The 25,052-nt window shown below is 65.0% G+C and carries 20 protein-coding genes; 8 read left to right on the top strand and 12 right to left on the bottom strand.

Annotated features, from left to right (window positions below; translation table 11 throughout):
- The first annotated feature begins 142 nt into the window (after positions 1-142).
- Together AC1RKI_RS19925 and AC1RKI_RS19920 are read left to right on the top strand one after the other, a co-directional pair.
- A complete protein-coding gene (locus tag AC1RKI_RS19925) occupies positions 143-1,756 on the top strand; it encodes a 3'-5' exonuclease family protein (RefSeq protein ID WP_492796759.1) in 1,614 nt (537 codons plus the stop codon).
- A gap of 120 nt (positions 1,757-1,876) precedes the next feature.
- On the top strand, positions 1,877-2,299 hold the full coding sequence (locus AC1RKI_RS19920; RefSeq protein ID WP_061956954.1) for a hypothetical protein: 423 nt from the start codon (positions 1,877-1,879) through the stop codon (positions 2,297-2,299).
- 74 nt (positions 2,300-2,373) lie between these two features.
- On the opposite strand, the gene AC1RKI_RS19915 is transcribed toward AC1RKI_RS19920, so the two are convergent.
- From AC1RKI_RS19915 to AC1RKI_RS19880, 8 genes are all read right to left on the bottom strand, one after another.
- Positions 2,374-3,354 (bottom strand): Bug family tripartite tricarboxylate transporter substrate binding protein, encoded by a 981-nt coding sequence (locus AC1RKI_RS19915; protein WP_061956953.1) that lies wholly within the window; start codon positions 3,352-3,354, stop codon positions 2,374-2,376.
- A gap of 100 nt (positions 3,355-3,454) precedes the next feature.
- A complete protein-coding gene (locus tag AC1RKI_RS19910; RefSeq protein ID WP_235430255.1) occupies positions 3,455-4,537 on the bottom strand; it encodes a tetratricopeptide repeat-containing glycosyltransferase in 1,083 nt (360 codons plus the stop codon).
- Between the two features lie 99 nt (positions 4,538-4,636).
- Positions 4,637-5,614, bottom strand: coding sequence for a Bug family tripartite tricarboxylate transporter substrate binding protein (locus AC1RKI_RS19905; protein WP_150981183.1), 978 nt, complete (start codon positions 5,612-5,614; stop codon positions 4,637-4,639).
- Positions 5,611-6,927 (bottom strand): DUF1254 domain-containing protein, encoded by a 1,317-nt coding sequence (locus AC1RKI_RS19900; RefSeq protein WP_492796755.1) that lies wholly within the window; start codon positions 6,925-6,927, stop codon positions 5,611-5,613. Before AC1RKI_RS19900 ends, AC1RKI_RS19905 begins: the two co-directional genes overlap by 4 nt.
- A 54-nt stretch (positions 6,928-6,981) precedes the next feature.
- A complete protein-coding gene (locus tag AC1RKI_RS19895) occupies positions 6,982-8,295 on the bottom strand; it encodes a DUF1254 domain-containing protein (protein ID WP_492796753.1) in 1,314 nt (437 codons plus the stop codon).
- A 48-nt stretch (positions 8,296-8,343) separates the two neighbouring features.
- On the bottom strand, positions 8,344-9,342 hold the full coding sequence (locus tag AC1RKI_RS19890) for a Bug family tripartite tricarboxylate transporter substrate binding protein (RefSeq protein ID WP_061956948.1): 999 nt from the start codon (positions 9,340-9,342) through the stop codon (positions 8,344-8,346).
- Positions 9,343-9,380: 38 nt separating this feature from the next.
- Positions 9,381-11,519 (bottom strand): acetate--CoA ligase family protein, encoded by a 2,139-nt coding sequence (locus AC1RKI_RS19885; protein WP_492796750.1) that lies wholly within the window; start codon positions 11,517-11,519, stop codon positions 9,381-9,383.
- A 79-nt stretch (positions 11,520-11,598) separates the two neighbouring features.
- Positions 11,599-12,405 carry an IclR family transcriptional regulator gene (locus tag AC1RKI_RS19880; protein ID WP_061956946.1) on the bottom strand — a complete coding sequence of 269 codons (807 nt, stop codon included), beginning with the start codon at positions 12,403-12,405 and terminating at the stop codon, positions 11,599-11,601.
- A 164-nt stretch (positions 12,406-12,569) separates the two neighbouring features.
- On the opposite strand from AC1RKI_RS19880, the gene AC1RKI_RS19875 reads away from it, so the two are divergent.
- From AC1RKI_RS19875 to AC1RKI_RS19865, 3 genes are all read left to right on the top strand, one after another.
- Positions 12,570-13,247, top strand: a complete 678-nt coding sequence (locus tag AC1RKI_RS19875; protein WP_492796748.1) for a TetR/AcrR family transcriptional regulator — start codon at positions 12,570-12,572, stop codon at positions 13,245-13,247.
- Between the two features lie 102 nt (positions 13,248-13,349).
- A complete protein-coding gene (locus AC1RKI_RS19870) occupies positions 13,350-14,357 on the top strand; it encodes a Bug family tripartite tricarboxylate transporter substrate binding protein (RefSeq protein ID WP_492796746.1) in 1,008 nt (335 codons plus the stop codon).
- Positions 14,358-14,501: 144 nt separating this feature from the next.
- A complete protein-coding gene (locus tag AC1RKI_RS19865; protein ID WP_227460245.1) occupies positions 14,502-15,176 on the top strand; it encodes a histidine phosphatase family protein in 675 nt (224 codons plus the stop codon).
- Between the two features lie 4 nt (positions 15,177-15,180).
- On the opposite strand, the gene AC1RKI_RS19860 is transcribed toward AC1RKI_RS19865, so the two are convergent.
- On the bottom strand, positions 15,181-15,807 hold the full coding sequence (locus AC1RKI_RS19860) for a LysE family translocator (protein ID WP_492796743.1): 627 nt from the start codon (positions 15,805-15,807) through the stop codon (positions 15,181-15,183).
- Between the two features lie 201 nt (positions 15,808-16,008).
- Between AC1RKI_RS19860 and AC1RKI_RS19855 the strand changes: the two genes are divergently transcribed.
- Complete coding sequence (locus AC1RKI_RS19855) at positions 16,009-18,171, top strand: alpha/beta hydrolase domain-containing protein (RefSeq protein ID WP_492796741.1); 2,163 nt, start codon at positions 16,009-16,011, stop codon at positions 18,169-18,171.
- Between the two features lie 44 nt (positions 18,172-18,215).
- On the opposite strand, the gene AC1RKI_RS19850 is transcribed toward AC1RKI_RS19855, so the two are convergent.
- Positions 18,216-18,497, bottom strand: a complete 282-nt coding sequence (locus tag AC1RKI_RS19850) for a DUF7696 family protein (protein ID WP_061956941.1) — start codon at positions 18,495-18,497, stop codon at positions 18,216-18,218.
- A gap of 278 nt (positions 18,498-18,775) precedes the next feature.
- Complete coding sequence (locus AC1RKI_RS19845; protein ID WP_061956940.1) at positions 18,776-19,225, bottom strand: hypothetical protein; 450 nt, start codon at positions 19,223-19,225, stop codon at positions 18,776-18,778.
- A 370-nt stretch (positions 19,226-19,595) separates the two neighbouring features.
- Between AC1RKI_RS19845 and AC1RKI_RS19840 the strand changes: the two genes are divergently transcribed.
- Positions 19,596-21,830, top strand: coding sequence for a mechanosensitive ion channel family protein (locus tag AC1RKI_RS19840; protein WP_233473966.1), 2,235 nt, complete (start codon positions 19,596-19,598; stop codon positions 21,828-21,830).
- A 345-nt stretch (positions 21,831-22,175) separates the two neighbouring features.
- Positions 22,176-23,330 carry a helix-turn-helix transcriptional regulator gene (locus AC1RKI_RS19835; RefSeq protein ID WP_492796738.1) on the top strand — a complete coding sequence of 385 codons (1,155 nt, stop codon included), beginning with the start codon at positions 22,176-22,178 and terminating at the stop codon, positions 23,328-23,330.
- Positions 23,331-23,450: 120 nt separating this feature from the next.
- On the opposite strand, the gene AC1RKI_RS19830 is transcribed toward AC1RKI_RS19835, so the two are convergent.
- On the bottom strand, positions 23,451-24,989 hold the full coding sequence (locus AC1RKI_RS19830; protein ID WP_150981196.1) for a SpoVR family protein: 1,539 nt from the start codon (positions 24,987-24,989) through the stop codon (positions 23,451-23,453).
- Positions 24,990-25,052: the final 63 nt, after the last annotated feature.

Below are 25,052 nucleotides of genomic sequence, written 5' to 3'. Positions count from 1 at the left end.
CAACCACTGCCGCCCCGCAAACCCTTGCCAACACTGCCTTGGCAGCGCGCTTCGTGTTGCGAGGGGGCGAATATTAGTGGACTACCGCCGTCTGCGCAAGGGGGTTTCGAAAAAGAATTTTCCGATCCATTAGAATTCCCCGATGACGACCACTCACGAGCCGCCTACCTATTGGCCCGAACGCCTCTCCAGCCGCGATCCTGGCGTACTTGACGCCCATGCGCTGGCGGCTGCCCTGTCCCGGCCGATCGTATTCGTCGACCTGGAAACCACGGGCCCCGACGCCAATCGCGATCGCATCACTGAAATCGGCGTGGTCGAAGTCGGCCCGCATGGCATTGAAGAGTGGGATACCCTGATCGATCCGCAAACAGCCATCCCACCCTTCATCCAGGGGATGACAGGCATTACCGATGCCATGGTGCGCGGACAACCCACTTTTGCCTCGATTGCCGAGCTGCTGGCCGAGCGCCTCCAAGGCCGCCTGTTCGTCGCCCACAACGCGCGCTTCGACTACAGCTTCCTGAAGAACGAATTTCGCCGGGCCGACATCACGTTTCGCGCCGATGTGCTGTGCACGCTGCGCCTGTCGCGCTCGTTATTCCCGTCGGTGGAGCGCCATGGCCTCGACGCGCTGATCGCCCGCTTCAACCTTACGCCCAAGGGCCGGCACCGCGCGCTGGCCGATGCGGACCTGCTGTGGCAGTTCTGGCAGAAAATTCACGGCCTCTATACGGTCGATCTGGTCGAATCCGCGGTGAAGGCGCTCGTCAAACATGCCAGTCTGCCCGCCGGCCTGACGGAAACCGCGCTGGACGACGTGCCGCACGGACCCGGCATCTATCTGTTTTATGGCGACGATGACGCCTTGCTCTACGTTGGCAAGAGCGTCCACCTTCGGCAGCGCATCCGTGCTCATTTCTCCGGCGATCACACCAACGCGACCGAAATGCGCCTAGCGCGCGCGGTACGCCGCGTGGACTGGCGGGAAACGGGCGGCGAAGTGGGCGCGCTGCTGCTCGAGGCGCAGCTCGTCAAGACAATGCGACCGCTGCACAATCAGCTTCTGCGCCAGAGCGACGAGCTGTTTGCCTGGGAAATGGTCGACGGGTTGCCTGCACCCCTTCTGCGTTCGAATCGACATATCGACTTCTCCCGCCATCCCGCGCTCTATGGCGCGTTCCCGAGCCGGGCCGCCGCACAGGCGCGTCTGCGTGCCCTCGCCGAAGAACATGGTCTTTGCCAGGCGACGCTGATGCTCGAACCGTCGGCACGTCGCGGCAATCCGTGTTTCGCGCGCCAGTTGCATCGCTGCGCCGGCGCTTGCACCGGCGAGGAGTCGCGCGACGCGCATCGCAGCCGCACGCTGGCTGCGCTGGAATCGCTGGCGCTGCAGCCGTGGCCGTTTTCGGGCGCCGTGGCCTGGCGCGAAAGCGACGACGCGGGAAAACCGTGGCTTGTCATTGAGGACTGGTGTTATGTGGGCGCTGCCGCTACGCTGGCAGACGCAGAGCGCTTGCCAGCCGTCGCGCCGCGCTTCGACCTCGACACCTACAAGATTCTCGCGCCCCGTCTGCCGGACCTGAAGGCCCGCGCGGTGCCACTGCCCTCGATGCATGTGTTCACGCTGACGTCGCCGGAGCCCATCGCGATACTGCCCGATCGCTACGTCAGGCCGCGCAACGCGATCCAGCGGCCCGGCAGGGGCGCAGCCAGACAGGTCGTCGATCAACAGGCGCTAAGACTGTTCGGATAGCCATCCCAACACGGTCGGGCATTGCAGCTTGGTGCGCCAGCGCGCATAGGGCCGCGCCGTTTGAAACAGAACTCCGTTACCCTCCGACTGGAGGGTCTGCTACCTCGCAATGGAGCCGTCATGCCTGTTTCGCCCGTCCATCGCACCCGCCAAGCAGCGCTGCTGGCCAGTGGCGCCATCGCGCTGATCAGCGCCTGCGCCAGTATCGAGTCCAGCGCAATGCAGCGTATTTTCGATTCTTGGAAAGGCGCGCCGGTGGAACAGGTCAAGGCGCAGTGGGGGCCGCCGCAGTCAGTGCAAACGGTGCCGGGCGGCACGGCCTATGTATGGATCGACGAGATACCCACCGCGCACCCGCCCGGCTATGGTCCGCGCGATGCGGGACTGGAACCGCCAGCGACGGTGGCACATTGTCAGCGCAAGCTGATTGCCGGCCCCGACGGCAATGTCAGCCGCGGCGAATGGACGGGCAACGCGTGCTGCGCGCAGCGTCTGATCGGTTCATGCGCGGGGCTGGCACGCAAGGTCTCCGCCGCAAGCTGAGCGGGCTGGCTCGCATGCCGGGCCCATCGCGCCGGCCAATCGCCAGCAAGTCAACAGGTCAGTGGGCCGGCCGATCAGTCGATCTTTGCGCCCGAAGCTTTCACCGCTTGCCCCCAGCGCTTCTGCTCGGTGACGATCGTGGCCGCAAACGCTTCCGGCGATTGCCAGGCGGGTTCCGCGCCTTGCGCCTCAAGCTTGGCCTTGGTATCCGGGTCCGCAAGCACCGTGCGCAGCGCCGCGGACAGCTTCTCGACGATGTCCTTGGGCGTACCCGCGGGGGCCAGCACGCCGTAGAACCCCACGACTTCAAAACCCTTTAGTCCGGATTCCTCCATGGTCGGCACATCCGGCAGCGCCGGCGACCGCTTGCCGGACGTCACAGCCAGCGCACGCACCTTGCCGGTCTTGATGTGCTGCGTGAACAGCGGGATCGAATCGGCCATCATCTGCGCCTGACCGCCCATCACGTCCGTCAGCGCCGGAGCACTGCCCTTGTAAGGGATATGGACGATAAACGTGCCCGACGCCTGCTTGAACATTTCAGGCATCAGGTGGGAAATGCCACCGTTGCCACCCGAGGCGAAATTGAGCTTGCCCGGATTCGCCTTGGCATAGGCGATGAATTCCTTCAGGTTTTTCGCCGGCACATCGTTGTTGACGACCATGACCAGCGGGATCAACGCGGTACGGGCCACGGGCGCAAAGTCCTTCGGCATGCCGTACGGCAGCTTGGGATAGAGCGAATTGTTGATGGCCATCTGCCCGGTGTTGGCGATCAGCAGCGTATAGCCATCGGGCGCTGCCTTGGCAACGTTGTCCGATCCGATATTCCCTGCCGCCCCGGCCTTGTAGTCGAGCACCACGGTCTGGCCCAGTATCGGCTGAAGCTTTTCCGACAGGATGCGCGCGTGCGTATCGACCGGACCGCCAGGCGGAAAACCCACCACCATCCGGATCGGCTTGTCCGGCCATGCGGCCTGAGACATGCCTGCGGCCATGGCAAGCGGCATTGCGACCAGCACCGCCAATGCGCGGCGAACATCGAACAACGTCATCTTCTCTCTCCGGGTGCGTCCCCGCTCTACGCGGCGGGAAATCCAAACCACTATTGTGACGTTTTTATGACATTTCTGGGAAGTGCCGACTGCACGCGCCCTATAAACCAAAGTATTGCCGATTACCTTCGATACGCTGTCGCTCATGCTGCGGGAACCGCGCCTCCTCGATCAACCGCCGCAGCGCCTGGGCGCCTTGTTCGATCGCTCCTACGTAGTACGCGCTGACCACCAGTTCATCCAGCGCCCTCCACGCATAAACCGATTCGTCGACAAACAGCGCATCGGCGGGACGCTTCATCGCCGCGGATTGCTGTGCAAACAGGTGGGCCAGCGCGAACTCTCCGCGCAAGCGGTGATACCGCGCCAGTTCGCAAAGCGGCTCGGCGCGGGCGGGACGTGCCTGGTAGGCAAGCAGGTAGGCTTCGCGCACGGCGTTTGGCGCATCGCCGCGCCGCTCGCGCAGCACCGCTATCTGGAATTGCGAAAACCAGACCTCCTCTTCCCAGCCGCCCATCGCGGCGCGCTCCGCATAGACGCGGATGCTTTCGTCCAGCTTGCCAGCATCGCGATAGCTTTGTGCCAGATAAAAGCGATAGCGGGTATTGGCGGGCTCGTCGCGCACCGCACGTTCGAGCACCTCGATATCACGCAGATAGGTGTCGCCCGCTCGCGCCCGGGCGCCGTCGCGCGCCACCACGATCGTCGCCTCGGGCAAGGCGGCCCATCGATGCGGCGCGTCCTGCGTCAGGTATTCGTGCAGCACGCCTTCCCATCGCCACGGCTGTTGCGCGCAGACCAGCGCATTGCGCAAGTACTGCCAGCCGTCCAGTTCGCAGCGGAATTGGTAGCCGTCGGCATCGAGCTGCGGCCATGCAAATCCCGGCGCCATGCGCAGCGTCTCGTCCGCATCGATGAAAAGCAGAAAGTCATCGGCATTGCGCATCCGCTCGCGCGCCAGCGCCATCGCCTGGTTGCGGTTATGCGCGAAATCGCGCCAGGGCCTTTCATGCAGCAGGCCCGGCACATCGGCCATGAACTTGCGGATCAACTCCTGCGTGCCGTCCGACGATCCGGTATCGACAATGACCCAATGATCGATCCAGGGCTTGACGCTCCGCAGGCAGCGCTCGATGACAGGCGCTTCGTCCTTGACGATCATGTTCAGGCAAATACGTGGCACGCTGGCAGCTCCGGACACGGGGATCCGCGAATCTTAGCGCCGTTCATGGACCGTGCGCAGTGTTTTACGACCGCGCACGCGCCGCGAAGGTGTCGCCCCCTACTCCAGCACGATGCCGCGGGACTTGACCAGCGCCCCCCACTTCTTTACCTCGCTATCGATGAAGCTGGCGAACTCCGCGCTGGTTCCAGGCATCGGTTGCAAGCCCAGCGCCAGCAACTTCTGGCGGATCTGCGCATCCTCCAGCGCGTGGCTGGCGTCGCGATTGACCTGCTGCACGATTGCCGCCGGCGTGCCCGCGGGCGCTACGACCCCAAACCAGCCATAACCGACCACGCCTGGCATACCCTGCTCGGCAAAGGTTGGCGCATCGGGATACACCGGCGTGCGCGCGTCGGCCGCCACCGCAATCACGCGCAGCTTGCCTGCCTGTATGAATGGCAGCGCCGTGGTGATGGCGGTCAGCGTCGCATCCACGCGGCCAGCGAGAAGCTCCGTATAGGCCGTGGCGTCTCCGCGATAGTGAACATTGAGCGCCTTGAACTTCGATAGCGATGCGAACAGTTCCGCGGTCAGATGCGGGCCCGATCCGATGCCGGGCGACGCAAACGTGGCGCCTTCGGGCTTCTGCTGCGCCAGTTTCACGAAGTCCGCCGCGGTCTTGACCGGCGAATTCGCGTTGACGATCAGGAACAGCGGCCCCAGCACACGCGGCCCCACCGCGACAAAGTCCTTGTGGATATCGAAACGCTGCGTCAGTCCAGCCCCGGTGTTGATCGCGAACGGCGCAGCGGCCCACAGCAACGTATAGCCGTCCGGTGCAGCATGCGCGACCGATTCGCTGGCCACGCGGGTGCCGGCGCCCGGCTTGTTCTCGACCACCACCTGCTGGCCATACTTGCGGCTCAGCGCTTCGGCCAACACGCGCGCCGACGTGTCGTTGGATCCACCAGGCCCATAGGGCGAAACCAGGCGTACCGGCTTGGCGGGCCAGTTGTTGCCCCAAGCGTGCGGGACCACGCCGGCAAGCGCCATTGCCCCAAGCAGGCGGCGGCGCGTCAGTTGCGATGGCGTCATGACGCCTCCTTCACGCGTTCGATAGCGGGATAACGGTAGGTGCGATCCAGATGCGCCGCGCGCGGGACGTACAGGCGCAACGCTACATAGAACGGCCCCGATGGTGCCGGCAGCCAGTTGCCCTGCTGCGCGCGGTCGCGGGGCGGCTGCGCGGACAGCAGCAGCGTCAGTCCGCCATCGGCATCGTACGCGAGCGACGGCGACCGATCTCCCAGCGAATAGCGCGCGATATCGTTGGGCACCAGCATGCAATCGTTCTTGTCGTACATCGTCAACGACCAGAACGCGTCAACCTCTGGCAGATTGCCGGCCGGGAAATGGAGCCGGTACTGCAGGCGGCCGTCCAGCGGCGCGCCGTCCGCGCAGCGATCGGCGATGATGTACATCGCTTCCTGCACGCCCAGCGCGCCGATGTAGTTGCGCGCCACCAGCGCACGCTGCAGGTATTGCGTGCCGTACGACTCGCGCACGTCCACCGACATCGCCCAGCCGCCGCCCATGTCCGACGCCTGCGGTTCGGCGAGGTCGCCGAGCACATCACGCAACACCGTGTCGAGCCGGTCGATCTGCGGCGGCGATGGGTCAACACCCGCGCCGATTCCTACCGCTGCCAACCGCGCAACCATGTCCGCCTCGGCAGCCGGCGGCGCGTTTTGTTCGAGCATGCGGTTCACCACTTCGGCAAAGCGGCGCGCGTCGCCAAGATGCTCCTGGGCTTGCATGCCCACGTCGAGACGGAACGCGGCTGGCTGGCCATCGAGCTGCTTCAGCGCAATTGCATCCTGCAGTGCATGGACGGCTTGCAGGTCATCGGCGCCGTTCACGAGCAGGCGGCCGATCATCCAGACCGCGCTGGTCGGGCAAGCCACGGCCTGCACGCCGGCAGGCACGCTGCCGTGCCAATCCGGCCCATGCAGCAGGAACGTTCCCGCGCGCGTACCGGTGGTACGGCTGCCGAGGTAGCCAAACGGATTGGTATAGAAATCGAGCAGACCCAGCACGAAGTATCGGCCCGCGAAGTCGGGCACATCGAGCAACACCGGCCCGCGCGACAGATCGATCCACGCATTGGTGTAGAGCGTATCGTTGTTCGGTGTGACCACCTGGCGATGCTGCGGTCCCAGCAACTCGCGCGTGTGGATCAGCTGGTTCACCCAGCGCAGCGTCGATGCGGGACCATCGCCAGCAAACGTGCCAGCGGGATTGCGGCGCGGGCACGTCGCCGCGCGCATGCGGGCCATTTCATAAAGGGGCAGCGTGTAGATGATGGCGTCGCGCGCCAGTTGCTGCATATCGTCGTGGGATTGCTGCATGCTTGGTTGTCTCCTGTCGTTCTTGTCGTAGTGTCGCGTGGGCGCTTAGGCGATTCAGCCGATCCGTTGCACGGCCGGAATCGTGTACTGCCCCGCCATGAAAGCCGCGCTCGGGTGATACAGCCGCAGAATCAGATAGAAATTGCCGTCCGGCGCGGGAAGCCAGTTCGCGTCTTCCGTCGGCCGCGCATGGCCGACGGTGATCACCAGCGTGCCGTCCGGTTCCCGGCGCAATCCCGGTGTGCGATCGCCCACCGCGTAGCGGCCGATCTCGTTTGCGGTGAAGTACCGGTCCTCGCCGTAGAGCGAAACGGACCAGAACGCTTCGGCCGGCGGCAGTGTGCCCGGCGGAAAGCGCAAGGCGTACTGGTGCCTACCATGCAGGCGCTGGCCATCGGCATCGAAATCCGCCATGGCATAGACCGCCTCGTCGGCGCGCAGCGCGCCCAGTCCCTTCATCGCCGTGCAGGCGCGCAGCAGCCAGTCATCCCCGTAGACGCCCAGCCGCAGGCTGTACCCCCAAGCCTTGTGGCCCTGACTGCGCGTATGCGCCTCGATCAGCGCCATGCCCTGCGCATAGGCGCTGCGCAGGCCTTCGACCACCGATGCGCGCATCGTCGCGATCTCCACGTCGTCTTCCAGACGCAGGCCCACCTTGCGCAGCAACGTGAACAGCCCCTGCTCGTGCGGGGCGGGCGGAAAATCGCGCATGGCGCGAAACAGGTTCTGGAAGAAGTCGATGGCTTCATCGCCAGAGTCCTGCCACTGCGCCACACTTGCGGGACGCGCCGGGCCTGCGCTGTGGACGACCTGAAAGCCCTGTTCGAAGGCGTAGGCGCGCGCAAGATCATCGGGCCCGGCCACCAGCACGCGGCCGAGCACCCACACCAGCGATGTCGGCGCCTGCACCACGTGCTCGCCTCGCCCCTGCTGCCCCGGACCAACGATCTCGACATCGCCACCTTCCAGCGGCACGTTGCGCGGCCCGAGATTGGCGAAGTTGTTGGTATGCGCGTCCAGCAGTTCGATCACGTAGTAGCGGTCTGCATCGGGCAGCGCCGGCACGCGCAGCGTCACCGGCCCCTGGGCCAGATTGAGCCAACCGCAGAAATACAGCAGATCGTTTGCCGGCGTGACGATGTCGCGATCTTCGTGCGTCCACTGGCGTGCGCTGGCCGACAGCATGTTCATCGGCGCCCGGCCGTATTGCGTGGGCGTATCAACCGACGTCTGCAGACGACAGGTGCGCAGCGTCTCGATCAGCGGATAGCCGTAAATCACCAGCGGAATCGCGGCACTGGCCACCAGCGCTGCTTGCGGGCTGGTGTACACGGGCGTGGAAAAGATGGAGGAAGCGGGATGGTTCATCTGCGTGGTCCTGGTCCTGGAAGGGTGGATCGTTGATCTGTTGTGGGGTCACTCCAGCGCGGCGCCGCTCGATTTCACGAGCGAAGACCACGCGTGCGTGTCATCCCGGATCTGTGTGGAAAACTGCGCGCGCGATATCGGTGCGTAGCGCATTCCGAACGTGCCGATCTGCGCCTGCAGCGCCGGATCCCGCATCGCTTCCTGCATCGCGCTTTCCAGCTTGTCGACGATGGCTGGCGGCGTCCTGGCGGGCGCAAACAGGGCGTACCAGCTGTCGACGCGGAACGCGATGCCGGATTCCGCGAAGGTCGGCACATCGGGCAACGCCGGAGATCGCTCGGAGCCCGAGACCGCCAGCGCCCGCACCTTGCCGCTGCGGATCAGCGCCAAGGTGCCCGCCAGATCTGACATGGCCACTGGCAGCGTGCCGCCCATCACATCGTTCAGCATCGGCGCCACGCCCTTGTACGGCACATGCCGCATATGAACGCCGGCCGACACGTTGAGGCTTTCGCCCGCCAGATGCCCGCCCGATCCCGGACCCCAGGATCCGTAGGTCAGATCCGCGCCGGGCTTCTTGGCCAGCGCAATCAGCGCGTGCACGTCGTGCGCAGGCAGCGATGTGTTGGCCACCAGCACATTGCCGCCGTAGGCAATGCGGCTGATGGGCACGAAATCGCGCAATGGGTCGTAAGGCAGCTTAGGGAAGATCGACGGCGCGATCGCGTGCGTGGCGGAGATGCCAAGCACCAGCGTGTAGCCATCGGGCGCGGCGCGCGCCACCTGCGCGACGCCGATCGTGCCGGTGGCGCCAGCCACGTTTTCCACCACAACCGTGCCCTTGAGCACGGTGGACAGGCGCGCCGCCACCATGCGTCCGATCACATCGGTGCCGCCGCCGGGCGGAAAAGGCACCACCAGTCGAATCGGCTTGGCGGGATAGGAATCAGCCGGGGATGCACCGTACGCCGGCAGTGCGCCGCTCACACCCAGCCCCAGCAGCGCCAGGCCGACGGTGCGCCGCATCCTGCGAAACTCTGCTCGCATAGTCTGTCTCTCGTAGTGTCGACAATAGAAGCGGCGCGTCAGCGCAGCGTGATGACTGCATCGGCCGCCACCAGCCCGTCGGGGCCGACGATGAACGGATTGATTTCCAGCGTGTCCAGGCGCTCGCCGATGGCGGCGGCCACGCGCGACACGTTGACGAGCACATCGGCCACCGCATCGAGATCAATCGCCGGATGCCCACGGTGCCCCATGCACAACGCCGCGGCGCGGCTTTGCAGCAGCATCGCGCGGGCACGCTCACGCGAAAGCGGCGCAAGGCCGAACGCCATCTGCCGGAAAATCTCGACAGCGGTGCCGCCGATGCCAGCCAGTGCCACGAGTCCAAAGACCGGATCGCGACGCACGCCCACCATGATTTCGCCCCAGCCGCGCACCATGCGTGCGACGAGCGCGCCTTCGAACGGCACCGGACTTCCCGATGCATCGCGCGCCCGCGCCATCGCCTCGCGCACGCGCGTAAATGCCGCGCGCACGTCGTCAGCGTTTTGCAGGTTCAGGATCACGCCGCCAATATCGCTCTTGTGCAGAACGTGACGCGAGCAGATTTTCACGGCAACCGGAAATCCGATCGATTCCGCGATACGTACCGCCGCGTCGGCGTCATGAGCCAGGCCATGCGGCGCCACCGGAACGCCGGCTTCCGCCAGCCACGCCATCGCTTCGGCTTCGCTCAATGCGGTGGCGTCATCCGGCAACCGCGGGCCTTGCAAGGTGAGCTCGGGCGTGTCGTTTGCCTCCGATGCACACGCTTCCATGGCGGCGGCCTTCGCCAGTGCGGCAACCGCTTCCATGGTATGCGCGGGCTCCTTGAACACCAGGCAACCGCGCGCCTCGAGCCACGCGCGCTTTTCGTCATCCATCACGCCGGAGATCATCAACGGCGCGGCGGCGCTGTCACCCGCCAGCGTCTCCACGGTTTCCTGCAGCACGCTCCACAGCCGCGGTGCGTTGACACCGCCAGCCAGAAATGCGGCCACGCTGCCGTATTCGCCGCAGCGCGCGACATTCGCGAGGGCGTCGACAAAGACCTGCGGCTGCGATACGACTTGTCCGGTTACGTCGATCGGATTGGCCGTGCTGGCAAACGGAATGGCGGCACGCAGCGCCTGTGCGGCGGCCTGCGGCATCGGCGGCAGCGGCAGGCCTTGCGACTCGGCGCTGTCGGCCATCATGATGCCCACGCCGCCCGACACCGTAACGATCGCCACGGGCGCCACGGCATCGGCGGGCATGCCGGTCGGCGATTGCCATTGGGCGGGACGACGGCCGCGCGCAAGCGTATAACCGAGCCGGAAAAATGCTTCAAGCGTGTGGGCGCGATGCACGCCGTATTCGTCGAATACCGCCTGATAGACGGCATCCTCGCCCGCCAGACTGGCCGTGTGCGATTGCGCGGCACTGGCGCCCGCCGCAGTGGTGCCCACCTTGGCGACCACCACCGGCTTGCCCGCGGCGCGCGCCGCGGCGAATGCCTGCCGCAAGCGCATGCCGTCGCGCGCGCCCTCGATATACGCCAGGATGACGCGCGTCTGCGGATCGTGCGCCAGCCATTCGATCACGTCGGCCACCTGCAAACCCGCTTCGTTCCCAGTGGTGACCCAGTGGCTCAGCCCCAGCCCCGCTTCTCGCGCCAGCGCAAACGCATACGCGCCGAACGCACCGCTCTGGCTGACCAGACCCACTTCGCCAACGGGCGGCACGCCCGCGAACGGCATCGGCGAGAACGTGGCGTACATGCGCTCGCGCAGGTTCATCGCACCAAGACAGTTGGGGCCCAGCAGTTGCACGCCGTGCGCACGCGCCTGATCGGCCAGTGCATGCTGCAGCGCCTCGCCGCCGCTGACTTCGGCAAAACCGGACGTGAACACCACCGCGGCGCGTGTGCCGGCCCTGCCCAGTTGCATCATCACGTCGGGCGCCGCGGGAGCGGGCACGGCCACGATGGCCAGATCCACCGGCTCGCCAATCGACTCGATAGTGGGATACGCGCGCACGCCCTGCACGGTGTCGGCGCCAGGATTCACCGGGAAAACGCGCCCTTCATAGCCAAGTTCGCGCAACAGCCGGATAGGTACCCCGCCCACCTTGTCGGGCTGGGTGGAAGCGCCGATGATCGCGATCGAACGCGGGCATAGCAACGGTTGCAGGTCCTGCATGGTGTCTCCATCGATGACGGCGCGGTACGTGCCGCGGCCGTTCAGTCAGGCGGGAAGATCCGGTCCCGCGCACCGGCGGCTAACGTCTCACGCCAGCCATGCTTTCGATCGACCGAACCATCTCGCGCAGCAGCGGCGCAACGCGCTTTTCCATCATCCCGCGCTTGACGCGCAGGCCGGAAATCGCGCAATTGAATAGCAGCGGTCGGTTCAGATAGGTGATGCGTGAATAGACGCCCACGCCGTGAATATCGCTGCCGGCATCGCCCTCGTTGAGCGTGAAGCCGCGCTTGGGGTAATGGGCGACGTTGTGGCAGACGGTCTCGTAACAGGCCGCGAATTCTTCGGGACGCTCGGTGCGCGCCGCGCCCATCAGCTTCTCGAACTCGACCTTGGACAGCGTGCATAGATACGCGCGCCCCATGGCGGTGGTCATCACCGACCGCACCGCGCCCACCGTGGGCCGTGCGGACGTGCCTTCGTTATGCGTGCAGGATTCCAGGTACGTGACGTCCAGCCGGTGCGCCACACCCATCGACACCGCGCCTTCCAGCTGGCTGGCCAGCGCCTGCATCAGCGGGCGCGCCAGATGCCGCACCTGCAAGCCGGCCAGATAGGGATATCCCAGCGCCAGCACCTGTGCGCCCACAAAATACTTGTCGAGCTTCGGGTCCCAATCCAGATAGCCAAGCTCGAACAGCGTGCGGCAGATGCGCGATACGGTGGCGCGCGGCAGTTGCAGCCGTTGCGACAGTTCGCCATTGCCCAGCGGGCGCGGGTCGTCGATAAAGCAGCGCAGCAGCGCAAAGCCCTTGGCCAGCAGTCCGCCAAACGAGGGATCCTCGAGGCGGCGTTCGGCGATGAATTGTTCGACCGGCGTGTTCATGGGCATCTTGTCTCCTGTTTTCCAGTGTGGGCGCGTGGGTTGCCGTGTGTCAAAAAGCGGAACGAATTTCCATATATTGGAAATCCTACCCCGCAACTTGACGCGTGGCGCAATCGGGCCGTAAGGTGCAAAACCGAATCCGAATTCGAATACGGAAAATCCCCATGCATCCATCCTCTGTGAGTGCCGGATCCGCCACCGCCGGTTTCCCGCAAGTCGAAACGCCGTCGGTCCTTCAACCGCCGCGCCAACGGCGCGCGCGTGAAACCGAGGCGGCGCTGCTGGCCGCGGGGCGGCAATTGCTGGCCGAGCGCGACTTCGCCGAGGTGTCGGTGGCGCAGATCGCCGCGGCGTGCCACGTGTCGGTGGGCGCCTTCTACGGCCGGTTCCGCGACAAGATGGCGTTTTTCGAGGCGCTGCGCGCCAAGGTGATGGAAGAAGCGGACGCTTCGGTGGCGCGTTACATGGCGGAGCCCCGCTGGCACGAAGTGCCAGCTCACCAGATCATCGAGAAAATCCTGCGCTTCATGGTCAACGGCTGCCGCAACAATCGCGGCATCCTGCGCGCCTCGCTCAAGCAATCGGCGGCACGGCCCGAAGAGTGGCTGCTGCACCAGCGCAATGGCCAGGAGATCGTCAACCGGCTGGTGGCGCTGCTGGTGCCGCGCCTGTCCGGCGCACCGGACGAAGCCGAACTGCGCGTGCGCTTTGCCATGCAGATGGTCTTTGGCACGCTCGTCAACGCCGTACTCAACGATCCCGGACCGCTGCCGCTCGACGACGAGCGGCTGGCCCAAGAGATGGCACGGATGGTCACAAGCTATCTGGGCATCAACGCCTGATCTGTTTTTCCCTCGCTGCACCCAACCAGAATCGCCCGGCAAGCCGCAACCATAGCGGCGCTGTCCGCCAAGCGGACCGGGCCACAAACGAGGAGACACACCATGAAGCAATCGAAACTGCCGCCGCGGCGGCGTGCCATGCGCATTGCGTGCGCCGCGCTCGCGCTGTTGCCGGTGCTGCCAGCCAGCGCGCTGGCGCAGGGCGAATATCCGACCAAGCCGATCCGGCTTGTGGTGCCCTACCCGGCCGGCGGGCTCACCGATACGCTCGCGCGCCAGGTGGCCGAGGGGCTGTCCAAACGCCTGGGCCAAACGGTCGTCGTAGAGAACAAGGGCGGCGCGGGCGGCATCATCGGCACCGATTTCGTCGCCAAGTCGGCGCCGGACGGCTACACGCTGCTGATGACCATTCCCGGGCCAATCACTGCCAACATCGCGCTCTACAAGAAACTGCCGTACGACCCGCGCACCGAGCTTCGGCCGATTTCGGACATCGCGACGGCGCGCACGGTGCTGACCGTCAACAGTACGGTCCCGGTCAAGACGGTGGCCGAATTGCTGGCCTACGCAAAAAAGGAACCGGGCAAGCTGCGCATGGGGTCGTGGGGCCCGGGCACCCAGCCGCACACGATCCAGGCGTATATGGACAAGACCTACGGCGTGGACATCCTGCACGTGCCCTATCGCGGCGAAGGGCCGATGGTGTCCGATCTGCTCGCCGGGCAAGTCAACCTGACGATCGGGTCGGTGACCACGCTGCGCCAGCACATCGCCATGGGCAAGCTGCGCCCCTTGGCAGTGGCCGGCACCACGCGTGCCAAGGCGCTGCCCGATGTGCCCACCTTCGCCGAAGCCGGCTACAGCGACGCCGCATACAAGATCGTCGGTCCTTCCACGCTGCTGGCACCGGCCAAGACGCCGGACGCCATCGTCGAAAAAATCGGCCGCGAAGTGGTTGCGCTGGTGAAATCGCCGGCCATGCAGGAGAAGATCGAGGAAATGGGCGCCGAGCCGATCGGCAACACGCCGCAGGAAGCCGAACGGGCGTACAAGGCATATTTGCCCGTGGTGCTCAAGCTGACCGCCGATACTGGCGTGACGCTCGACTGACCGCCGCGCGCTCGCTCCGCAGCGGGCGGCATGCAGCGAAACCATGACCGCCATGAATTCTGGCGGGTCTTTCTAGGCCCGCCAGCGTTGCGTGACTAGAATCGCGGCATCGATCCTTCGCGACTTCCGCTTCTTTCGCACATCATGGCCACGCTCTTTCTGGTCCGCCACGGGCAAGCCTCATTCGGCGCTGCCAACTACGATTGCCTGTCCGATGTCGGCCGCCAGCAGGCGCGATGGCTGGGTGAATATTTCAAGGACCGCGGCGTGCAGTTCCGCCGCGTGGTGGCCGGTACGCTGGTTCGCCAGCAAGACACCGCCACGGAGATCCTGAACGGCATGGGCGCCGCCACAACGCCGGTCGGCACGCATGCGGGCCTCAACGAATATGACGGCGAAGCGCTGTACCGCAGCTTCACCAACGGCGCAGACCATCGCGCCCATCAGAACGGCGACTATCAGGATTACTGGCGCACCTTCCGCGCGGCCTTTGCCGCATGGACGCAGGACCAGCTACCGGCCATGCCGGAGACATGGCAGGCGTTTGGCGCGCGCATGCAGGATGCGCTGGCGCACGCCACGGAAGGCGCTGCGCGCGAGGACGCCTTGCTGGTAGTCAGCTCCGGAGGCGCCATCGGGCGCGCCGTGGCGGACCTGCTCGGTGCGCCGACGCAGACCGCCATCGAGCTGAACCTGCAGTTCCGCAACACCGGTTTCTGCGAATTGATCGTCGGCCGCGGTACACAGCGTCTGCTCAGCTTCAATAACGTGCCGCATCTGGAACACCCCGAACGGCGCCGCGCGATCACGTTCGCCTGAGCCGTCAGCGCTGCGACAGCGCAAGCCGGCCGGCCAGCGCCAGGAATACCGTTCCCGCGAACCAGTTGATGGCGCGTTGCGCGCGCGCCGAACGCATCAGCAACCGGCCGAACACGCCGGAAAACCACGCGATCGATCCAAACACCAGCAGCGTGGCCACGATGAACACAAAGCCGAGCACCATCAGTTGCAGCGCCACATGGCCTTGCCGTGCATCGACGAACTGCGGCAGGAACGCCAGGAAAAAGATCACGACCTTCGGATTGGTCAGGTTCATCACCACGCCGCGCCAGTACATATGGCGGCCCGCCCTGACTGGCGTATCCGATTTGCCGATTTCGCCAACCGGCGCGCGAAACGCCTGCCACGCCAGATAGACCAGATATAACGCCCCGGCGATCTTCAGCACGGTAAATGCCACGATAGACGCGGCCAGCAGTGCGGCCAATCCCACCGCCACCACCGCCGTATGGACCACCAGACCCGTGCACAGGCCCAGCACCACGGTCAGGCCCGCGCGCGTGCCGTGCATGGCCGACTGCAGCAGCACGAAAATGTTGTCCGGCCCGGGCGCAAGGCTCAGCAGGATGGCGATTCCCAGAAACGGCAACAGCGTGTCGAGCGGTGGCATGGGCGTCAGGCGCGGCGGCGATGGTAGCGAACGGATGACGATGTTAGCGGAATATCGCCGCAAACGCGCCGCCGACGATCTTTCCGCAGGATCGATCAATCGATCCAAACAATCAATTTATCAGCACAATCTCCCGAGCCTATATTCGAGGCGCCTCCCGCATCGACGGGGCGCATCCGATAACAATACGAGGAGACATCGATGGAAGCACGTGCACATCGGCGGCACGCGGCAGCGCTCGCCCTTGCGGCGGGGATCACCTTGCTGGCAGGCTGCGGCGGCAACGACAGCAACGACAATTCTGGCAGCAATGCCGGCAATGCCGGCGCCACGCCTGCGCGCACGCCGGCGCTGAGCCTCAAGATCACAGGCAAGCAGGATTTTGCCGGCACCTATGGCAGCGTCGGCCAATATGAACAGCTTACCGGCACCGTCAGCGGCGAGATCGATCCGAAGGACCCCAGGAACGCCGTCATCCAGGACCTTGCGCTCGCGCCCGTCAATGCCAACGGCATGGTCGAATACACGGCGGACTTCGTCATGCTCAAGCCCAAGGACATGAGCAAGGCCAGTGGCGTGCTGCGCTACGACGCGCCCAACCGCGGCAACATCCTCACGATGCCCAATCCCGCCGTCACGCCCAGCGACGGCGTGTACCTCGAACGCGGCTACGTGCTGCTCTATGCGGCATGGCAAGGCGATGTGCCCAAGTCCAGCCCCGCGCGGCTTACCGTGTCGGTGCCGGTGGCGAAAAACGCCGACGGTACGTCGATTACCGGCACCTATCGATCCGAACTGGTGCCCACCACCGCAACGCCGATGATGACGCTGCCGGGCGGCGTCTTCAACGGCACGATGCTGCCTTACGCACCCGCGAGCCTGGACAATACGCAGCCCGGATACTCGCTGACGCGCCGCGCCAATGAAACCGACCCGCGCGTGGCGATTGCACCCAGCGACTGGAAGTTCGCCAAATGCGACGGCGCCAACCCGTTCCCCGGCACGGCCGATCCGGCCAGCGTGTGCCTGCGCGGCAGTTTCGATCCGAAGTACCTGTATGAACTGGTCTACGTCGCCAAGGATCCGAAGGTGATGGGCGTCGGCCTGGCCGCGCTGCGCGACACGGTGAGCTTTTTCCGGAGCAAGACTGCAGACAGCGCTGGCACGCCCAATCCGCTGTCGGGCCGCATCACGCACGCGATCGGCCAGGGCACTTCGCAGTCCGGCAATGCGATGAAGACCTTCCTGCATCTTGGCTTTAACCAGGCGCTGGATGGCTCGAAGGTATTCGACGGCATTTACGCGCATGTGGCCGCGCGCCAGACCAATATCAACACGCGCTTTGCCGTGCCCGGCGGCGGCGGCGGATTGCGCACCGACCATACGGCCTTCGGCCAGACCGCGCCGCGCGGACTCGACAAGGACTATGTCGACGACATCTCCGGCAAGACCGGTGGCGTGATGGCGCGCTGCGCGGCGACCAACACCTGCCCCAAGTTTTTCCTTGGCCTGTCCGGTACGGAATTCTGGCAACTGCAGGGCTCACCCGTGCTGACCGACGCCAACGGGTTCACCGACCTGAAGCAGCCGGACAACGTGCGCATCTACTATTACGCCGGCACGCAGCACGGTGGGGCGGGCGGCACCACCAGCATTTCGTTCGACCCGACGCGCAACGTGTATCCGGCCGGCACGGTGATCCACCATAACGACACGTTCCGCGCACTGTTCATCGACCTGGAAGACTGGGTGGTGCGCGGCACAACGCCGCCCGCAAGCCAGGTGCCCGCGTTAGCCGACGGCACACTGGTGCGCCCCGCCAGTCTGGCGCTGCCGGCGATGAAAGGCGTGACGTGGCCGGTATCGGGCGCGCCCACGCCTATCCCGGACTTCCAGTATCTGGCGCGCTATAACGGCTATCCGTTGCTCGACTTCGGGCCGCAATACCGTCGCGAGGACGAATCGGGCATCGCCACGCTGCTGCCGCCGGCTTATATGAATCGCGACTACGCGATCCTGGTGCCGCAGGTCGATGCGTCGACCGGCATTCCGCGCGCCGGCATTCATAGCGTGGAAGCCCGCGCGCCGATCGGCACGAGCCTCGAATTCAACTATGTGGCGATGCCGGGCATCGTCGACCTGTCCAATCTGACCGGGTCGTTCATTCCGTTCCACAAGACCGAAGCGGCGCGGATTGCCGCGGGCGACGCACGCCCTTCGCTCGAATCGCTTTATACGGATCAGGCGGGATATGTGGCGGCGGTCACCGCGGCGGCCAACACGCTGGTCGCCCAGCGGCTGCTTTTGCAACGCGACGCCGATGCGATCATCGCGCGCGCGGTGGCCAACCCGGTGTTGCCGTAGGTCAGCGCGCCTCACCGGACGGGGGCGCGAGCGCGGCGCCAGCATCAAAACAGCCGCGCAATCGCCTCCGCACGGATCGCTTCGGCCTTGACCTTTAGGCGCAGCGCGATGTCGGCGCCGCGCTCATTGGCAACGCGCTCGATAAACGCCATCCGCAACGGGTCGCACAAGGTGGCCACGTGCGACGCTTCGCAGAACATCCTCCATGCCATCGGCTGGCCGGCGTATTCGTCACGGCGGCGCAGCATCGCGGCATCGATCGCGGCGGCGATCCGTGCATCGCGCACGATCACGGCATCGGGCTGGGCGGCAAAGTTCTGGAACATGGCGGGTCTCCCGGTCGGCAAGTCTGAACGCTGCGTTTCAATCGTGTTCACCGATCCGAATCTGCAAACCACATGCCAGACGTGAGGCCGCCGGGCGCGCGCCATACCATCGTTTCAATCGTCCACCCGCCGTGCCGCAGCCACCGGTCGTTCCAGCTTTCGCCACCCTACTTCGGGCGGGCGCCGGGGCGCACGCTGGCACCGCTCAAGACGTGCCGGGCAAAACAAAAAAGGCGTTACGGGTTACGTAACGCCTCTGGATTTGCGCGTGACATCGCTCATGCACGTGCGCCGTCGAGGAAGGGGTCGAAGCTGCGGGCCGGGTCAGCCGACACGCCTGCCTTGTCCAGTCCGGCCACAAATCGTGCGCCGTCCGTATAAGGATCGGCGTTGCGGGCGCCGTCAAGGTAAGGATCGGCCTTGCGGGCAGGCTCGGCGGACACGCCTACCTTGTCCAGGCCGGCCACTGTGCGTGCGCCGTCGGAAAACGGATCGGTTTTGCCAGCGCGGGCGCCGTCCGTGAACGTGTCGTGCGTGCGGAACTCGTAGCCATATTTGTCGGCAGGCACCGACGTACGGAACTCGTAACCATACTTGTCGGCGGGCACCGACGTGCGGAACTCGTAGCCGTACTTGTCGGCGGATACCGGGGCGGCCTGGGCGGCGCCAAAGGCGGCCAGCGTGAGGACGAGGGTCGAAGCGATCTTGAGGGCGCGGGTCTTGGTCATGATTTCTCTCCGAAAATATTCAAAAATTTAAGCGTTCAGGTTCGATGGCTGCGGCATGCGGCCGGGCTTGGTTCTTGTTGCCTTGCCTTGGCTGCGTTACGTTGCGTGCCGTCCATGAACAGAACTATAGCGATCGCCTCACCACTGAAAGTGATGCGTTTGCGGAGAAGTTGTTCAATTTTTTTGAATTTTTGAGCAAGCCGTCATACGCCGCGAGGCTGCCCGTGCGGCGCACCTGTGCTGCAATGCGCTACAGTGACGCGCATATTGGCTATCTGACGGCACAAGCACCGTCCGCGCCCCCGCCATGCATCGCCCAAGATTTTCCTGTTTGCCCGCCGCCTGGATCCGGACCGCCCTGCTCGTCCTGATGTTCTGCAGCACTGCATACGGCGCCAGCACACCGCTGTTGGCCGCTGCACAGAAAGCCACAGCCCCCGCATCGGCGCCGCCCGCCGCCAGCCAGCCGCTGGCGCAATCGCTCGATCAAGTCATCAACACGCTCCAGAACGATGCCGAACGCCAGACGCTGCTGAACCAGTTGCAGACCATCCGCAAGGGACTCGACGCGTCGGCCGTGCCGGCCAGCAGCGCGGCGGCTCCCGGCCCGGGACTGATCGGTGCCGTTGCGCAAGCGCTGCAGGAAATCGACAAGACCCCGCACAAGGACAGCGGCCCATGGCACTACTGGCGCTGGCGCATGCAGTTTGCCGGCGAGGAATGGCAGGAAGCGGTGACGATCGGCCAGACGCGGTCGGCCATGGAATCGCTGCGCGAATTCGGCATCGTGCTGGTGGGATGGGGCCTCACGGGATGGCTGCTGCGCGAGCTGTCGCGCCGGCTGCACCGCAACCGCCTACGCAGCGCCCGCCCGCCGCGCCTGCCGACCGTGCCGTCCTGGATCGACGTCGGCATCTATTTCCTGCGCCGAATCGGCCCGTGGATCGTGGCATTCGCTATCACGGTACTGCTGGCCGGCCATGTTTTCGGGCGCACGCCGGCCAGCATCGGCGCCGTGCTGGTGGCCTATGCGATCGTGGCCGGCGCGGTGATGTCGGCCGTCTGTCAGGTCATCTTTGCACTGTTCCAGTCTGGCCACCGCAAGCATGCCGTGCGCGACCTGCTGCTCCATTCGCCGATCCTGCTGTTTGTCACCGGCGCGCTGGCAGCACTTGGCGAGGCCCACACCGATACGCGCGTGATCACCGCGCTGGGCGTCAACCTGTCTGCCCTGACCAGCACGTTCGCCAACATCCTGGCCGCGATCCTGATCGGCGTCTTCACGGTGCGTTTTCGCCGCGCTGTCGGCCAGTTGATCGCATTCCGCCCGTTTCCCTATCGCCAGGAACATCCTGCCGTGATGGATCTGCTGCATATGGCCGGTCAGGCCTGGTATCTGCCGATGCTGGCGGTGGTGGTGGCGTCGGTGGTCGGCACGATCATGGCAACCGGGCATGCCGATGAGTTCCTGCGCCGGGCGGTGATCACCGTCGCCCTGTTCGTCGGGGCGATGCTGCTGACGCTGGTGGTTGGCCGCTCGCCCAAGGCGACCGTGCGCGCCCCGCGCCTGCGCGACCGCCGGCGCTCGGCCTATCTCCGCCGCTTCGGGCGCTTTGGCCGGGCGCTGATGCGCGTGGTGATCTGGGCCGCCTTCCTGGAACTGAACGCGCGCATCTGGCATACGTCGCTGATCCGGCTGGCCGAATCGACACCGCTGGCGCGGCACATCACGCAATCGATCCTCGGCGCGATAGGCGTGGTGCTGTTGGCATGGCTGATCTGGCTGCTGATCGACACGGCCATCACGGAATCGCTGTCGCCCACCAACAACCGCTCCGCGCAGCCCAGCCTGCGCGCCAAGACTATTCTGCCGCTAGTGCGTAACGCGTCGTTCGTCGGGCTGCTGGTAGTGGCGATGATCGCGGTGCTGGCCAACCTGGGCGTCAATGTCACGCCGCTGCTGGCTGGCGCCGGCGTGGTAGGGCTGGCCATCGGCTTTGGCGCGCAAAGCCTGGTGCAGGACCTGATCACCGGGCTGTTTATCGTGATCGAAGACTCGATCGCGATTGGCGACTCGATCGAACTGCCCGATCACACCGGCGTGGTCGAGGGCATGACGATCCGCACCGTACGCCTGCGCGACGGCAAGGGCGCCTTGCACACGCTGCCTTACAGCCAGATCAAGGCCGTCAAGAACCTGTCGCGCGGCTATGCGTTTGCGGTATTCAATATTTCGATTGCCTACCAGAGCGATTTCGACCGCGCACTGGAAATCATCCGCGAAACGGGCGCCGAGGTAGCACGCGACTATCGATACAGCCGCAATCTGCTATCGGGACTCGATATCCTGGGTCTCGACCGCTTCGATCCGAACGGCCAGGTCGTATTGGCGCAGTTCAAGACCCGGCCGCTGATGCAGGCGGAAATTTCGCGCGCCTTCAATGTGCGCCTGAAGCGCAATTTCGACAGCAACGGCATTCGCATGGCCGCGCCGTATGTCACCGTGCAGGTGGATGGCGGTGCGCAGGCGGCGGATGCTGCGACGGCCGCCGCAGCCGGTGCGGGCGCCGATATCGTCACGTCCGCGAGAACCGCGACACCGTGAGACGCAAGCAATGTGGCCAGCGGGGCGCGTCGTGAAGAATCGGTGTCTCATTTGTGCAATTCCCGCGCCGAATATTCATCGCGAAGGCTTTGAAATACCGCTGACACAGCATTACCATCTCGCGGACTTTCGCAATTTGCCGTCCCGCGCTGTTTAACGGCTGCCGCCCCCTCCCTTGGCGGGATATTCCGGGCGCCGGTTTATGCACGATCATCGACAAGCCGCTTTGCCGCAGCCGATCGGGTCCAGCACCGGTTGCGGGCAGCAAAAAACACATAAAGAATGGCCGCGCCTCGCCGTAGCGGCCTTGAGGAAATAAGGCGTTTGCCACCGGGGGAAAAAGAAATGGGCGAACACTTGTCTGCCGACGACGTTTTTTATCGTCTGGTCGATTCCATCTATGAGTCCGCCATGGACGTGGCGGCCATGCCAGCCGCCCTCGACCTGTTTTCCCACTACACGTGTTCGTCGAGTCCGAGCTACCTGATCTGGGATAAGCTCGCGGGTCGCGCGCGCCTTGGCGTCACGCCGCACGGTTGCTTCACCAATGCCAGCAGCATGCCCGAGAGTATGCGCATGCAGCCCGGTCGCGCCCTGATTGGCGCATCCACCGACACCGCGCTGCTGCCCGATCCCATGCCAGATGCTGCGATGCCGTTCGACTGCGATGGCCTGGCGCACGGCATCCGCCTGCTCGACACCCACGATGTGTGCGTGTGGATGAGCGCGACGCGCAGTTGCGACGACTGTGACGCGCGCAACTGCAGGCGCCGCCTGGCGCAGGTCATGCCGCACTGGGCGCGCGCCGCGCGCATGCAGCATCGCAATTTCGAATTGAGCGGACTGGCCGCGCTGGGGCTGGCCGGGCTCGATACGCTCGATTTCGGCGTGATGGCGCTGCAGGCGGACATGCGCGTGCGCTACGCCAACGGCTGGGCCGAGGCGCTGGTGCAGGCCGATACCAACCTGGCGCTCGATAACGGCGTGCTGCGCGCACGGCCCGAATCGCTGCAGCACGTGCTGGCGGGACTGCTCGACAACGCGGTGCATGGCGGCCGCAACGGCGGCGCGGCGGCAGGCTCGTGGATGCATATCACGTCGGGCGGACAGCCGGTGCCGATCATCGTCATGCCGCTGATCTCGCGGCAGCCCGTGGAAGGGCCTTGGCAATTGCCGATGGCCATGATGCTGCTGGGCAATTCGGAATCGCGCTCTGTGCTGGACGCAGGCGTACTGACATCGCTGTTCGGGCTGTCCAGGAAAGAAAGCATCATCGCCATTCGCCTGGCCGCAGGCGAAACGCTCAACGAGATCGCCGAGCGTGAATTCCTGTCGCCCCATACGGTGCGGGTGCACATCCGCGATACGCTGCGCAAGACCGGCACGCATCGACAGTCGGAACTGGTGCGTCTGCTGCATCTGCTTCCCGGCGTCGATCTGCAACGCGCCGGCGCCAGCTCCGCCGCGCGGCCGCGCTCGGCGCAAGCCCGGGCGCGCTGAAGCGCATCACCCGACCCGCACAAAACTAAGCGCCCCGCATGGTTTGCGGGGCGCGTTTCTTTTCCGGCCGCGAAAACCGGCATGCCGTGCTGCACTTGCCTAATGGCGCCCTAATCCGCCCTATGCCGCCTTGCGATGCGAATGATGGCGGCGCTCGGGCTTGCACTCATACTTCATTTCCCGCCGGCCATCCTCGTAGGCCACCTCTAGACGTACGGTAAAGCCCCACAGCCGCGTGACATGGCGGATCACCTCGTCGAAGTTCTGTGCCAGCGGCCGCCGATCACTCTGCAAATGCCGCAACGTGAGCGAGCGATCGCCGCCGACATCGACATTGGTGACCTGGATGTTGGGCTCCATATTCGACAGGTCGTACTGATTGGCCAACAACTGGCGGATCTCGCGGTATCCCTCGTCGTCGTGGATCGCGGTCACGCGCAGCTTGCCTTCGCGGTCATCGTCTAGCACCGAGAACAGCTTCAACTCGCGAATCACGCGCGGTGACAGAAACTGCAGCAGGAAGCTCTCGTCCTTGAAGTTGCGCATGGCAAAGTCCAGCGTCTGGCGCCAGTCGCTGCCGGCAATTTCCGGCGCCCAGCGGCGGTCCTCGTCGTCGGGGTTCTCGCACATGCGCCGCAGGTCCTGGAACATCAGGAAGCCGAGCGTATAAGGGTTGAGCCCGCTGTAGTAAGGGCTGTGGTACGGCGGCTGGTAGATAACGTTGGTGTGCGCCTGCAGCAGTTCCAGCATGAACGCGTCATTGACCAGCTTTTCCTCGTATAGCTGGTGAATGATCGTGTAATGCCAGAACGTCGCCCAGCCTTCGTTCATGACCTTGGTCTGGCGTTGCGGATAGAAATACTGGGCGATCTTGCGCACGATGCGCACGATCTCGCGTTGCCACGGCTGCAGCTTGGGCGCGTTCTTTTCGATGAAATAGAGCAGGTTCTCCTGCGGCTCGGGCGGGAACGGCATTTCAGCCTCGGCCGCCTCTTCTTCCTCGCGCAGCGCATGCGGCCGATGCTTGGGCAACGTGCGCCACAGGTCGTTGACCTGCATCTGCAGATAGTTCTCGCGCTCGGTCTGGCGCGCCTGCTCTTCGGTGATCGACAGCTTCTTGGGCCGCTTGTAGCGATCCACGCCGTAGTTCTGCAGCGCGTGGCACGAATCCAGCAGCAGCTCCACCTCCTGCTCGCCATAGCGCTGCTCGCATTCCGCCACGTAATTCTTGGCGAACAGCAGGTAGTCGATGATCGCGTCCGCGTTGGTCCAGGTGCGGAACAGGTAATTGCCCTTGAAAAAGGAGTTGTGGCCGTAGCATGCGTGCGCGATGGTCAGCGCCTGCATCGGCATCGTGTTTTCCTCCATCAGATACGCAATGCACGGATTGGAGTTGATCACGATTTCATAGGCCAGCCCCATGTAGCCGCGCTGGTAGCTGCGCTCCGAGGCAAGGAAATGCTTGCCGTACGACCAGTGGTTGTAGCCGACCGGCAGCCCCGCCGACGCATAGGCATCGAGCATCTGCTCGGCGGTGATGATCTCGATCTGGTTGGGATAGGTGTCCAGGCCGAAATCGCCGGCAATGCGGGCAATTTCGCGGTCGTAGCGCTGGATCAACTCGAAGGTCCACTCCGAGCCTGTCGATAGATAGGCCATAGACTTCCCCAGTGACGATTCCCGTATGCGCTGGCCGCGCGATACCGGATTGCTGCTGCGATG

Source organism: Cupriavidus sp. GW822-FHT06G04, from assembly GCF_058799075.1.
This window is presented reverse-complemented; position numbering and strand designations above follow the sequence as displayed.